Origin of the sequence: Lonsdalea britannica, assembly GCF_002111595.1 — a bacterium.
GTDB classification, from domain to species: domain Bacteria; phylum Pseudomonadota; class Gammaproteobacteria; order Enterobacterales; family Enterobacteriaceae; genus Lonsdalea; species Lonsdalea britannica.
In genome coordinates this window covers 203,814-217,023 of sequence record NZ_LUTN01000002.1, presented here as the reverse complement: position 1 = coordinate 217,023, position 13,210 = coordinate 203,814, and the positions used below count along the sequence as shown (strand labels likewise).

Sequence of the window (13,210 nt, the reverse complement as noted above, 5' to 3'; positions counted from 1 at the left end):
GCTACAACTTGCGGTGAGTTCGAATCAGAAAATCCGTTTCACATTCAAACAACGATTCTGCCATTAATGTTGCCATCACTTCCGGCGTCGCTTTCCATGCAAAAGGCGTCATCTGCAACAAGGCTGCTGCTTCCTCTCCCGTCAGCGACAACGTGTAGCGAAGCGTTTCCGTGTTCTCCAGTTCAAATCCCACCAGCATTTCTTCCTTCATCGGATGCAGTTTTACATCTCGATAAATGCGTTCTTTTAGCTGATATAAATGCCGTGGACCTGGGGAAACCGTCATCACCAAACCGCCCGGCTTCACGACGCGATCCAGCTCTTTATCGTTACACGGAGCGTAGATCTTCAATACCGCATCTAATGAGTGCGCGTTGAACGGCAAGCGCTGACTCGACGCAACGCAAAAATTCACCTGACGGTAGCGGCGAGCGGCGCGTTGAATCGCCACTTTAGAGACATCTAAACCGAACACCTGTACGCCAGCATCCGCCAGGCATGATGATAAAGCATCGGTGTAGTACCCTTCGCCACAGCCAATATCCAGCACTGACTCAACCTGCCCCGTCATCTGGTTCGTCAGCGCATCGCAAAGATGACTCCGTAGAGGCAAATAATGACCTGCGTCCAAAAAAGCGCGGCGGGCTTGCATCATCTCCGCGTTGTCTCCGGGTTGTTTCGACCGTTTGAACTGCACCGGGAGGAGGTTAACGTACCCTTCTTTCGCGCGATCAAAATGGTGCTGTCCGCAGGTCCAGCGGGAGGATTCTGGTTGGAGGGGCTGATGGCACAGGGGACATTGATACGGCGCAGACGACATCTTGTTACCTTTTTGTTGCATACTTTGGCTTACGACAAAAACAAAAAACCCGCATCGAGGCGGGTTTTATTACGCAGAATTTGTAAATTACAGTGCAGTAACGTTTACTGCTGAAGGACCTTTCTGGCCATCCTGAATTTCAAACTCAACGTTCTGGCCTTCAGCCAGAGTTTGAAGCCGTTACCCTGGATTGCAGAGAAATGTACGAATACATCTTTGCTGCCGTCAGCCGGAGTAATGAAGCCAAAACCTTTAGACTCGTTGAACCACTTAACCTGACCTTTAATCTTTGCCATTTCAATATTTCCTTTAAACGTTCTAGACCGCCCGAGGGCGTTGTACAGATAAACTTGAGTCGTTGCTGCTAGAGGCACCAAAGTAAGGATCGACAGAGAAGTGGTATTCAACGTGAACGTTAGTACTCAAGACTTCTTTACGGAAAATGCCATTCATATACAGAACTGAACCTCGTTTCATCCAAATGCGTTATCACATACTCTGTGATCCTTGGCAAGCCATTTTTTACCAATGACCGGCACGACGCACAAATTCGTATATTTCATGCTTTATTCACATATCTATTTCTAATAACTGGCATTATTAGTGCGCAGTTTGATGATAAAAATGAATACGCGAGATAACCTTACTTTGGTTAGCATTATTATGGCACCCTACCGTGAGGTCGCCACCATCCTGATTAATTAATTTTTTATTATTGGTAAAGACCTCAAAATGTGATTGAACATTAAAACATCAGTCACGATAAGTACTAACATTTAACGCTTGGTCTTTAATGCCTCCCCCACTTCCTTGTCTGCGGATATACGCGATTCAATCCCACATTTGGACCCATCGGTACCTCTGAAACCGTTACTTTCGCCTTTCGATAATGATGTGCTGAAGCCTACGTCATTAGATTCGTGAGTTTCATGACGCTGACGTCTATGAAGTCTCGTTGTGTCATCAGGAGCTAATAACTGATTCTGGCCACAAAACCACCCTCTCACTACATCCACACAAAGATTGTAACATTTTACGATATTCATTAATCTTGCGCTAACCTCATATCGGATGCCGATACCCTCTGCGACGAGCGCTTTGGTCAGGTTTGCTGACCGACGATTGTTTAGAATTTGAAGAGATTGACACCTTTCAGGGAGCATCATACCATCCATAAATGATAACCATTATCATTTAAACAATTAAGTCAGCCTCTGAGGATCTCGAATGAAGCCGTTCCGAAACTGTCTTGCCTTCTCGTCTCATGCCCTCATCGGGATATTTTTCAGTGTATTCACCTTAGCCCCCGCGCACGCGGCGGAGAAATTTCGTGTCGTCACAACCTCCACGATTATTCAGGATATGGCCCAAAACGTGGCTGGCGATGCCGCGACGGTGGTTTCCATCGCTAAGGCGGGCGCGGATATCCACGATTATCAACCGACACCGAGAGACATCGTCAAAACCCAATCGGCTCAGCTAATTTTGTGGAACGGGATGAATCTGGAGCGTTGGTTCACACGCTTTTTCGAGAACATTAAAAACGTGCCTGCCGTGGTGGTAACTGAAGGCATTACACCTCTCCCCATCAGAGAAGGCGCCTACAACGGCAATCCGAATCCTCACGCCTGGATGTCTCCTTCCAACACACTGATTTATGTTGAGAATATCCGCCAGGGGCTGGTGAAGTACGATCCCACCCATACCGCGATTTATAACGAGAACGCCCGCGTCTATGCCGAAAAAATCAAAGCCATTGACGCCCCGCTGCGCGAACGACTCGCTCGCATTCCCGAGGATCAACGCTGGTTGGTGACCAGCGAAGGTGCGTTTAGCTACCTCGCCAAAGATTATCAGTTGGGAGAGATTTACCTGTGGCCCATCAATGCCGATGAACAAGGCTCGCCGCAACAAGTCCGCCGGGTTATCGATCAGGTTCGTCAGAAGCACATTCCGGTGATCTTCAGCGAAAGCACCGTATCCGATAAGCCCGCGCGTCAGGTCAGTAAGGAAACCGGGGCCAAATACGGCGGTGTTCTGTATGTCGACTCCCTGTCTACGCCGGACGGCCCTGTGCCCAGTTATCTGGATCTGCTTCGCGTTACGGTGGACACCATAGCGAAAGGATTCGAACGATGAGCCAAACAGCCGCAGCAGCGCTCGGTCCGCTGTCATTGGACGTACAGTCAGTATCCGTCACCTATAACAACGGCCATCAGGCCATCCATGACGCCTCTTTTTCGTTGACCGACGGCACAATTTGCGCGCTGGTCGGCGTCAACGGCAGCGGCAAATCCACGCTGTTCAAAAGCATTATGGGGCTGGTGAAACCCACCAGCGGCGCGGTACAGCTGAATCAGCAACCTATCTCTGTCGCCCTGAAACAAAACCTGGTCGCCTATGTACCGCAAACCGAAGAGGTCGACTGGAATTTCCCAGTGCGCGTTTCCGACGTCGTCATGATGGGACGTTACGGCAAGATGAACTTCCTACGGATACCGGGGGCGAAAGATAAAGCCCTCGTCGCGGAAGCGCTGGAGCGCGTCGGGCTGTCCGCCCTGCGCGATCGCCAAATCGGCGAGCTGTCCGGCGGACAGAAAAAACGTGTTTTCCTCGCGAGAGCGTTGGCTCAACAGGGCCGCGTTTTATTGTTGGACGAACCGTTTACCGGCGTGGATGTTAAAACAGAAAATGCCATCGTCGACCTGCTACGCGCCCTTCGGGCTGAAGGACATCTCATCCTCGTCGCCACCCACAATCTCGGTAGCGTGCCGGAGTTCTGCGACCACGTCATTTTGGTCAACCGCACCGTACTTGCCGCCGGCCCCACTCACAGTACCTTCACCCAGTCTAATCTGGAGAAAACTTTTGGCGGCGTACTTCGCCACATCAATTTGGGGGGAACCCACCTGCACGATGATGACGATAGTCGCTGTGTCACGGTACTGACGGATGATGAGCGCCCGGCCGTATTCTATGGCTCCACGAAAAGCGATCCGCCGACGTTCAGCCAGTTGCCGGGGGAGAAAAAAACGCCATGAGCGAATTACTCCTTCCCTTTAGCTACGACTATATGCTGAAAGCCATCTGGGTCAGTGGCATGGTCGGCGCCGTCTGCGCATTTCTTTCCGCCTATCTGATGCTGAAGGGCTGGTCTTTAATGGGCGATGCACTGTCACATTCGGTCGTTCCCGGCGTCGCCGGCGCCTATGCGTTGGGCTTGCCTTATGCCGCTGGCGCATTTTTCAGCGGGATGCTGGCCGCGTTGGCTATGACATTTGTCAAACACCTGACACGCCTGAAAGAAGACGCCATCATCGGCTTTATCTTTTCGACCTTCTTCGCCGTCGGACTGCTGATCATTTCGCTGAACCCAACATCCATCAACGTGCAGTCGATTATCTTCGGCAATATACTCGGTATCGCCGATGAAGACGTCCTGCAGGTGCTGGTCATCATCACTGTCACCTTCATTATCTTGTGCCTGCGTTGGAAGGATTTGCTGGCCGTGTTTTTCGACGAAAACCATGCCAGCTCGATCGGTCTGTCGCCGATGAGGCTGAAAATATTGTTCTTTACCCTATTGAGCGCCTGTACCGTCGCGGCGCTACAAACCGTCGGCGCGATTTTGGTGATCGCGATGGTGATTACGCCGGGCGCGACGGCCTATCTGCTGACCGACCGGTTTGGTTACCTGATTTTGATCTCAATCGCGGTGGGCACGCTGACCAGTGCGATAGGCGCTTATGTCAGTTTCTTCCTCGACGGCGCCACCGGCGGCATCATTGTCACGCTACAAACGCTGGTGTTCCTGATCGCCTTTGTGTTTGCGCCGAAACATGGTCTGCTGGCCGCACGTCGCCAACGGCGGCAGGCCAGCCGGGGAGAGCACGTATGAGTTTGCTTCACTGGATTATCGACCCGCTGAGTTACCCCTTCATGCAACGTGCCCTATTGGCAGCGGTGATCACCGGCGTCGTTTGCGCGGTGCTGTCCTGTTATTTGGTGCTAAAGGCTGGTCGTTGATGGGAGATGCGATTTCCCACGCCGTGCTGCCGGGGATTGTGCTGGCCTTTTCGCTTGGTATTCCACTGGCCATAGGCGCGTTCGCCTCGGGCCTGTTTTGCGCGGTCGCCACCGGGTATGTAAAAACCCACTGCCGGGTGAAAGAGGATACCGTCATGGGGATTATTTTCTCCGGTATGTTCGCGCTGGGACTGGTGATGTTTGCCCGCGTCGACAGCGACCAGCATCTCTCTCACATCCTGTTTGGCAACGTGCTGGGGATTTCATCGGATGATCTGTGGCAAATCGCCATTATCGCTGCCGTCACACTATCCATCGTGCTGCTGCGCCGCCGGGACTTCATGTTGTATTGCTTTGACCCTAACCACGCCCGAGTGATCGGACTGCCGGTAACCTGGCTGCACTATGGGCTGTTATGCCTGCTGTCGCTGACCATCGTCGCCTCATTGCAGGCCGTTGGCGTCATTCTGGTCATCGCCATGCTGATCGCTCCCGGCATCATCGCTTATATGATCTGCAAGACGTTTGACCGCATGCTGTTCGTCGCGACGATCGTATCCGTTTTATCCTGCGTTTCAGGCACGCTGGTCAGTTTTTATATCGATGGCGCAACCGGTCCTTGTATCGTCATTATTCAGGCATGTTTGTTTGCTGCCGCACTGAGTTACCACCAAATACGTTCTCGCCGCCCGCGCGTCAGCGCCTAATCGCACAAATTCAGACCGCCGACCGTGACAAGAGATTGCGGTTGGCGGTATGGTAAGTCTAACGCTGCTTTTTTAACCACAACACTTCAATACCCTACCCGCCGCCCGCTCAAATCGAAACAACGGCCGACGGTGACAAATTTCAGAGGACACAACTTACACACGTAACGATATAGCGCATCATTCCAACAGGAGGTTTCTCTATGTGGCACTCGATCGGTCAATTATTGGCAGAATACCTGGGGCCGGGAGAATTACAGGATCGCAGGGAACTGCCGGGCGGGGAGATCCATTCCGCAGGTTATCTTCGTTACGGCGAGCAAGATGTCTTTATCAAAAGCGACACCCGGGAAATGTTGCCGAAATTTCGGGCGGAGGCGGAACAGCTCGAGCTATTAGCCCGCAGCGAAACGGTACACGTTCCTCAGGTGTATGGCGTCGGCAGCCACCGGGACGTCAGCTTTCTTCTACTGCAATACATTGAATTTAAACCCCTGGATGCGCACGGCGCATGGCGCCTCGGCGAACAGCTGGCACGCCTGCATCAGTGGAGCGAGCAACCTCAGTTTGGTTTCGACTTCGATAACGATCTCTCCACCACCCCTCAGCCCAATGCCTGGCAGCGCCGCTGGTCCAGCTTCTTCGCCGAACAGCGTATCGGCTGGCAACTGCAGCTGGCCGCGGAAAAAGGGATGTTTTTCGGCGATATCGATACGTTGATTTCAGCCGTAGAACAAAAACTCTCCGGCCACCAGCCGCCGCCTTCATTGCTGCATGGCGACTTGTGGTCGAATAACTGGGGGAACAGCGCCAATGGGGTGTATTTGTTCGATCCGGCCTGCTACTGGGGCGATCGTGAGTGCGATCTGGCGATGCTGCCGCTGATGCCAGCGCTACCGCCGCAAATCTACGACGGTTATCAACACGTCTGGCCGCTGGAAAAGGGATTTTTGGAACGGCAACCGATTTACCAAATTTATACGCTGCTTAATCGGGCAAATCTTTTTGGTGGGGAATTTATCGCGGCCGCTCAACGGGCAATCGATGCCCAGTTACACGCTGCGGACTCGCATTGACGGAGTGGGAGTGGGCCTCGCCCACTCTCATTCTCGTTGTCAGGCAATCAGACCGATGACTTTTAACACGACATAACCAATAGCGGCGACGATGATCGGCAAAATGTACAGCGGGAAGAATTGCAGCAGCACGGTATGACGGGGAAGCTTGACCCGGGTTTCCAGCTCTTCACGCGTTTTCCCGTCACTGCCTTTGGCGTTTTCCAGGATCATCTGATCTTCCAGACCTTCACGAATATGCTTCACCTGCCGCGAAAGACGCGCGCCGGACACCTGCAACGCCAGTCCAACAAAGATCAGGATATAAATGAGCCAGAACATCATGGTCGGCGAAGCAAAGGCGCGGCTAAAATCCGGCACCGGCGAGTTATACCAAAAGAGATTGAGAAACGGTGTGTTGAAGCGAAGGACTTCCACGACCAAATGCAAAAAGTCCTGCATCACCCCATTTATGCCCTGCTTTCTCTCCGTGAAGTCATAAATGACATTCGCCAGAGATATGATCGTTGAAAGCACGGCCGGAATAAAAATGATCCATCCCGCGATACGCTTAACCACGGCGATGAGGCCTGCCTGTTGATACGTCATGAGTTCCCCTTGATGAGTGACGCAGCCTAAATATCTCAATGAGATAACACTTAGTGTAGACACATAAAAACCCGTTAGCAGGGTACTTCAGGTTTCCAACGAGTCAACGTTTTCTTGAGGGATGGCCTTTTGAAGCAATGATTTAGCGTCTAACTGGTTTATAATTGCCACTCTCTTTGATTGTCCCCACCACAGGAGCCCAACCCTATGCCTGCTATTTACCCCATCGACGCGGCCATTTTTGACATGGACGGATTGCTGATTGACTCCGAACCGTTCTGGGAGCGCTCCATACATGAAATCATCAGCGGATTGGGCGTGGACATGTCATCAACCGACGGCATGCCGGACCTGCTGGGTCTTCGCATCGATATGGTCGTTGCGCTCTGGTATCAGCATTCTCCCTGGAAAGGGCCCAGCAAAGAAGAAGTCACCACCCGCATCATCAAACGCACCATTCAGAGCGTGGAAGAAACTCGTCCTTTATTGCCTGGCGTGGAGCAGGCTCTGCAACTGTGCCGCAGTCAAAATCTGAAAATTGGGCTGGCTTCGGCCTCGCCGCTGTTTATGCTGGAACAGGTGTTGGAGATGTTTAATTTGCGCGGTTACTTCGACACGCTGATGTCCGCAGACCAACTTCCCTATAGCAAGCCGCATCCTGAGGTCTATCTGCGGGCTGCACAAGCGCTGGAGGTTTCCCCTCTCGCCTGCGTCACGCTGGAAGACTCGGTCAATGGCATGATCGCGACCAAGGCTGCCCGCATGCGCTCTATCGTCGTTCCGGCGGCAGAGATGCGCAACGACGCGCGCTGGGCGTTGGCGGACGTCAAATTGGAGTCGCTGCAACAACTCACCGCCGCCCACATATCCTGAACCACATCGCGGTGCTCCGTGCGTCTGGAGCACCCGTTCATCCCGCTTAAATCCAGCACTGACTTACCCGTTTTTTCCTTACAAAAAACAGGGACGTGATCTTCGTCGCCAAAAACGGTTTTAACAAGCATATCAAACTGTTAATGAGAATGAATTTGCTTCTTCTTTCACATTTTTTATCTCACCGATATGCTACGCTTACTATCGATATACCACCAATACAACGGAGATGGTTTCATGATGATGAAAGCAGCAGTCGCAAAAGCCTTTGGACAGCCTCTGGTAATCGAGCAGGTGCCGGTGCCGGAAGTGGGTCCAGGTCAGATATTGGTTAAAATTGCCGCAACCGGCGTATGCCACACCGATCTCCATGCCGTAGAAGGCGACTGGCCGGTTAAGCCCAACCCGCCCTTTATTCCGGGTCATGAAGGCGTCGGACACGTGGTGAAAATCGGCGCAGGCGTCACTCACCTGAAAGAAGGCGACCGCGTGGGCGTTCCCTGGCTGTATTCCGCCTGTGGACACTGTGATTACTGTCTGGACGGCTGGGAAACACTGTGTGAAAAACAGCAGAACTCCGGCTATTCCGTTAACGGCAGCTTCGCCGAATACTGCCTGGCCGATGCCAACTACGTGGGTATCCTGCCGGACGACGTCGAGTTTAATGAAATCGCCCCGATCCTCTGCGCAGGTGTAACGGTTTATAAAGGTCTGAAAATGACCGATACCAAACCGGGCGACTGGGTCGTCATTTCCGGTATCGGCGGTCTGGGCCATCTGGCGGTTCAGTATGCCAAGGCGATGGGCCTGAATGTTGCCGCTGTCGATATCGACGACAGCAAACTGGCGTTCGCCAAACGTCTTGGCGCGACCGTCACCGTCAATGCCAAAAGCACCGACCCGGTGGCGTATCTGAAAAAAGAAATCGGCGGTGCGCATGGCGTGCTCGTCACCGCCGTCTCTCCGAAGGCGTTCGAACAGGCTATCGGTATGGCCCGCCGCGGCGGCACCATCGCGCTGAACGGTCTGCCGCCGGGCAAATTCGACCTGTCGATCTTCGACATGGTGCTGGATGGCATCACCGTGCGGGGTTCCATCGTGGGAACGCGTAAAGATCTGCAGGAGTCACTGGACTTCGCCAGCAAAGGCAAAGTAAAAGCGAATATCGCCGTTGAACCGCTGGAAAATATCAACGACATTTTCGCACGTATGCATGCTGGCAAGATCGAAGGCCGTATCGTCGTCGATATGGCGTTGTAATCGTCTCTTCCCCGTGGATCTCGCCACGGGGATATTTCGTTCTTGTCACTTCGACGTCCCTTTTCGCCTCATGCTTGCCACATCAGCCTCACTAAATCTGCTTGAATACACCGGTTAACAGGGCTCGCTGTCACAAAGAGTTACGCCGTCACGTCTTTCACCTCTCCTCACATTATTTTATACTGTATAAAATGACAGCCTCCTGAGATATCGCATGACCGCCGAAGGCCACCTTCTATTCGCTGTTGCCAGCGCCATATTCGCCAAAAAAGCAGAGCTTTCTCCCGCGCTTGCGGCCGGAGACTGGTGGCACATCATTCCTGCGGCCATGTTGACGTCCTTGCTGCCTGATATCGACCATCCCAAGTCGGTACTCGGCCAACGCTTAAAGTGGATATCCATTCCGGTGGCGCGCCTGTGTGGACATCGCGGCTTTACCCATAGCCTGTTGGCGATTATCGCCGGGCTGTATTTTATCCACACTCAGCTTCCCACAAATTGGCCCATTCCGGGCGACGTCTATCACGCCATGATCGTGGGCTACCTCAGTCATATCGTGGCCGATATGCTAACCTCCGCGGGCGTGCCGCTATTGTGGCCGTGTCGCTGGCGATTTCGCTTCCCTATATTACAAAGCCAAAAAGGTAATCAGCTTGAGCGAATGCTGTGTTCGGGCCTCATTATCTTGTCGTTGTGGCAGCCTCAACGGTCGTTGGAGAGTTGGAACTACCCGCAGCCGACGAAATGGCTTCAGGGCCTCAATTTGCAACTCCACCAATTACTCACGCCGCAACGTAGCACCCTGCTGCGTTTTTAGGTGCAACCTGCCCTGTTTCCCGGTAACACCTACCGATAAGACCTGCTATTCTAGCGCGCCTGCCTCCCCACGCTGGGGAGCAAGATAAAAGATAACCAACGAGGGAGAAGTGGAGATGAATTTTCCGCTCATACTGAATATTATCGTTTTCGCCCTACTGCTGATCGCGCTAAGTTACTGCGGCAATGCACGCTGGAGTCTGGCGAAGAAAGTCCTGCTGGGTCTGGTGATCGGCGTCGTATTAGGTTTGGGGCTGCACCTAATCTACGGTAGCAACGCGCCGGTCGTTGCACAGTCAATTGCCTGGTTCAATATCGTCGGCAATGGTTATGTCCAGCTGCTGCAGATGGTTGTGATGCCGCTGGTCTTTGTATCTATTCTCAGTTCGGTCGCCAAGTTGCACAATGCCTCGTCGCTGGGAAAAATCAGCTTGCTGACCATCGGTACGCTGCTTTTCACGACGTTAATTGCCGCACTAGTCGGCGTCTTCGTCACTCATCTGTTCGGGCTTAACGCCTCGGGGCTCGTACAAGGGGCTCAGGAAACGGCCCGGTTGTCAGCGATTGAAAGCAACTATGCAGGTAAAGTCGCCGATCTTTCGGTGCCGAAGTTAATCCTGTCGCTTCTCCCCAAAAACCCGTTCGCCGATCTCACCGGCGCCAGTCCGACAGCCATCATCAGCGTGGTCATCTTCGCCGCTTTTCTGGGTGTCGCCGCGCTCCAACTACTGAAGGATGACGCTGAAAAAGGCCAACGGGTTTTGATCGCCATTGATACGCTTCAGGCGTGGGTAATGAAACTGGTGCGGTTGGTGATGCGTCTGACGCCATACGGTGTCCTCGCGCTGATGACTAAGATGGTGGCCAGTTCAAACTTACAGGACATCATTAAGCTCGGTAGCTTTGTGGTTGCCTCTTATCTGGGGCTGGCCATCATGTTTGTTGTCCATGCCCTGCTGCTCTCACTGACTGGCGTTAACCCGGCTCGCTTCTTCCGTAAAGTCGGCCCGGTACTGTCCTTTGCCTTCACCAGTCGCTCCAGCGCAGCCACGATTCCGCTGAGTATTGAAGCGCAAACCCGACGCCTGGGCATTCCCGAGTCTATCGCAAGTTTCGCCGCCTCTTTCGGCACGACCATCGGCCAGAACGGGTGTGCAGGACTATATCCTGCCATGCTGGCGGTGATGGTCGCACCGACGGTTGGTATTGACCCGTTCGATCCGGTTTGGATCGCCACGCTCGTCGGTATCGTCACCATCAGCTCCGCCGGCGTCGCTGGCGTGGGCGGTGGCGCAACCTTCGCGGCGCTGATCGTCCTGCCTGCGATGGGGCTCCCGGTGACACTGGTGGCATTGCTTATCTCAATCGAACCGCTGATTGATATGGGGCGCACCGCGTTGAACGTCAGCGGCTCTATGACCGCGGGGACGATAACCAGCCAGCTACTAAAGCAAACGGACAAGCAGGTGTTCAATTCACGGGAAGATGCGGAATTAAAGCAGCAGTAAGTCTGATAGATCGCGTTCAAAAACGAAAAAGCCGAACGAGATGTTCGGCTTTTTTATGACTCAGACTAACGTTAGCTCTGAGGATGGGTATCGTATTCCTGACAGCTCTGGAAGCCTTTATTCAGTACATGGCCCGTTTCATCAAAGCTCACGAAGTAGTACTGTATTTTCTTATCTTTAGTCCCCAGGATATAGGTGTTACAGGTACCACGTGCATTAATCATCGTGGCCTGGGTAGAGGCTGGACCTGCGATTTGATTGACCTGCTGTTTGGTCATCCCTTTTTTGACGTCTTTTACCACCGGCTTGGTAAAGTAATTCTCCGCACGGTCATACGCCGTACAACCAGAAAGGAGCACCAGCCCTGCAGCAATACACATTAATAATCGATTCTTGTTCATTGCATTACCTCTTTTGGTATTAGTTAGCTTAAGGCTAGATGGCAAGAGGCGGTTTATCAACCCGACCTCAATGCTTTAATGAACTGATTATGGGTAAGAAAATAGGCTACCAAGCGCAGTCCTATCCTGCGCACTTGTTCTTTTACTCCACGGGAAGTCACGTTAAACTGAGACAATCGTTCTAATTATGCTGCCGTATCAATAGGTTCAGGAGAGGCGAAATGTCATTACAGCAGAGCATCATTCAGGCACTCGGCGTCAAAAACACGATCGATCCCGCGCAGGAAGTCCGTGTTAGCGTTGATTTTTTGAAGAATTATCTTAAGGCGCATCCTTTCGTCAAAAGTCTGGTGCTCGGCATCAGCGGCGGCCAGGATTCCACGCTGACAGGCAAAATTTGCCAAACGGCCATCAATGAACTGCGTACAGAAACCGGCAACTCAGCCTATCAGTTCATCGCCGTCCGCCTGCCCTATGGCGTCCAGGCCGACGAGCAGGACTGCAGGATGCGATCGCGTTTATCCAGCCGGACCGTGTATTAACTGTCAATATCAAACCCGCCGTCGATGCCAGCGAAGCGACGCTTCGTGAACTTGGCATAGAGCTGTCTGATTTCGTGAAGGGAAACGAGAAAGCGCGTGAGCGTATGAAAGCGCAATACAGCATCGCGGGAATGAATGCAGGGCTGGTCGTTGGTACGGACCATGCGGCAGAAGCGGTCACGGGCTTTTTCACTAAATACGGCGATGGCGGTACCGATATCAACCCGATTTTCCGCTTGAACAAGCGTCAGGGTAAAGCGCTGCTGAAACTTCTGGGCTGCCCTTCTCATCTCTATACCAAAGCACCGACCGCCGACTTGGAAGAAGATCGTCCTGCATTGCCGGATGAAGTGGCTTTGGGCGTCACCTACGAGAATATCGACGATTATCTGGAAGATAAAAATATCGATCAGCGCGACGCGGCGATCATCGAGGAGTGGTACCGCAAAACGGAGCATAAGCGCCGTCCGCCGATTACCGTTTTCGACGATTTTTGGAAATAATCGACACTTTATCCCGCATTGTCATTAGCGTCCTCTCTCAAATATTAACGGCAGCCTGGCTGCCGTTTTCTTTTCTGCGCGTACCTCCGG

Annotated in this window: 12 protein-coding genes and 3 pseudogenes; 10 read left to right on the top strand and 5 right to left on the bottom strand. The window is 52.8% G+C overall.

Features of this window, described 5'->3' with window-relative positions; genetic code table 11:
- Position 1 precedes the first annotated feature (1 nt).
- From rlmA to AU509_RS02415, 3 genes and pseudogenes are all read right to left on the bottom strand, one after another.
- Positions 2-820, bottom strand: coding sequence for a 23S rRNA (guanine(745)-N(1))-methyltransferase (gene rlmA / locus AU509_RS02425; protein WP_085652490.1), 819 nt, complete (start codon positions 818-820; stop codon positions 2-4).
- Between the two features lie 87 nt (positions 821-907).
- Positions 908-1,116: pseudogene (cspE, locus tag AU509_RS02420) on the bottom strand (transcription antiterminator/RNA stability regulator CspE).
- Positions 1,117-1,138: 22 nt separating this feature from the next.
- On the bottom strand, positions 1,139-1,273 hold the full coding sequence (locus tag AU509_RS02415; RefSeq protein ID WP_085652505.1) for a DUF2627 domain-containing protein: 135 nt from the start codon (positions 1,271-1,273) through the stop codon (positions 1,139-1,141).
- Between the two features lie 819 nt (positions 1,274-2,092).
- On the opposite strand from AU509_RS02415, the gene AU509_RS02410 reads away from it, so the two are divergent.
- The 5 genes and pseudogenes from AU509_RS02410 to AU509_RS02390 all read left to right on the top strand — a co-directional run bounded on the left by AU509_RS02410 (position 2,093) and on the right by AU509_RS02390 (position 6,629).
- Entirely contained in the window at positions 2,093-2,959 is an 867-nt protein-coding gene (locus AU509_RS02410) for a metal ABC transporter substrate-binding protein (RefSeq protein ID WP_409359743.1), read from the top strand.
- Positions 2,956-3,861 (top strand): manganese/iron ABC transporter ATP-binding protein, encoded by a 906-nt coding sequence (locus AU509_RS02405; protein ID WP_094117564.1) that lies wholly within the window; start codon positions 2,956-2,958, stop codon positions 3,859-3,861. The genes AU509_RS02410 and AU509_RS02405 overlap by 4 nt, the downstream gene beginning before the upstream one ends.
- A complete protein-coding gene (locus AU509_RS02400) occupies positions 3,858-4,718 on the top strand; it encodes a metal ABC transporter permease (RefSeq protein ID WP_094117563.1) in 861 nt (286 codons plus the stop codon). The genes AU509_RS02405 and AU509_RS02400 overlap by 4 nt, the downstream gene beginning before the upstream one ends.
- Positions 4,715-5,553 (top strand): annotated as a pseudogene (locus AU509_RS02395) (metal ABC transporter permease). Before AU509_RS02400 ends, AU509_RS02395 begins: the two are co-directional and overlap by 4 nt.
- A gap of 203 nt (positions 5,554-5,756) precedes the next feature.
- The gene (locus AU509_RS02390) at positions 5,757-6,629 is read left to right on the top strand and encodes a fructosamine kinase family protein (protein WP_094117562.1); all 873 of its coding nucleotides are present in this window, start codon (positions 5,757-5,759) and stop codon (positions 6,627-6,629) included.
- Between the two features lie 39 nt (positions 6,630-6,668).
- Here the strand turns inward: AU509_RS02390 and AU509_RS02385 are convergent, their stop codons facing one another.
- Positions 6,669-7,217, bottom strand: coding sequence for a YniB family protein (locus tag AU509_RS02385; protein WP_094117561.1), 549 nt, complete (start codon positions 7,215-7,217; stop codon positions 6,669-6,671).
- A gap of 207 nt (positions 7,218-7,424) precedes the next feature.
- Here AU509_RS02385 and hxpB point away from each other — a divergent pair, with 207 nt between their 5' ends.
- The 4 genes from hxpB to AU509_RS02365 all read left to right on the top strand — a co-directional run bounded on the left by hxpB (position 7,425) and on the right by AU509_RS02365 (position 11,674).
- Entirely contained in the window at positions 7,425-8,090 is a 666-nt protein-coding gene (hxpB, locus tag AU509_RS02380; RefSeq protein ID WP_094117560.1) for a hexitol phosphatase HxpB, read from the top strand.
- Positions 8,091-8,333: 243 nt separating this feature from the next.
- Positions 8,334-9,350: an alcohol dehydrogenase AdhP gene (gene adhP / locus AU509_RS02375; RefSeq protein ID WP_176223445.1), complete on the top strand. Its 1,017-nt coding sequence runs from the start codon at positions 8,334-8,336 to the stop codon at positions 9,348-9,350.
- Between the two features lie 214 nt (positions 9,351-9,564).
- Complete coding sequence (locus AU509_RS02370; RefSeq protein ID WP_094117559.1) at positions 9,565-10,167, top strand: metal-dependent hydrolase; 603 nt, start codon at positions 9,565-9,567, stop codon at positions 10,165-10,167.
- A gap of 115 nt (positions 10,168-10,282) precedes the next feature.
- Positions 10,283-11,674, top strand: coding sequence for an L-cystine transporter (locus AU509_RS02365; RefSeq protein ID WP_094117558.1), 1,392 nt, complete (start codon positions 10,283-10,285; stop codon positions 11,672-11,674).
- A gap of 71 nt (positions 11,675-11,745) precedes the next feature.
- On the opposite strand, the gene osmE is transcribed toward AU509_RS02365, so the two are convergent.
- On the bottom strand, positions 11,746-12,075 hold the full coding sequence (osmE, locus tag AU509_RS02360) for an osmotically-inducible lipoprotein OsmE (RefSeq protein ID WP_026739355.1): 330 nt from the start codon (positions 12,073-12,075) through the stop codon (positions 11,746-11,748).
- A gap of 221 nt (positions 12,076-12,296) precedes the next feature.
- Between osmE and nadE the strand changes: the two are divergent.
- Positions 12,297-13,120 (top strand): annotated as a pseudogene (gene nadE / locus AU509_RS02355) (ammonia-dependent NAD(+) synthetase).
- The last annotated feature ends 90 nt before the right edge of the window (positions 13,121-13,210 follow it).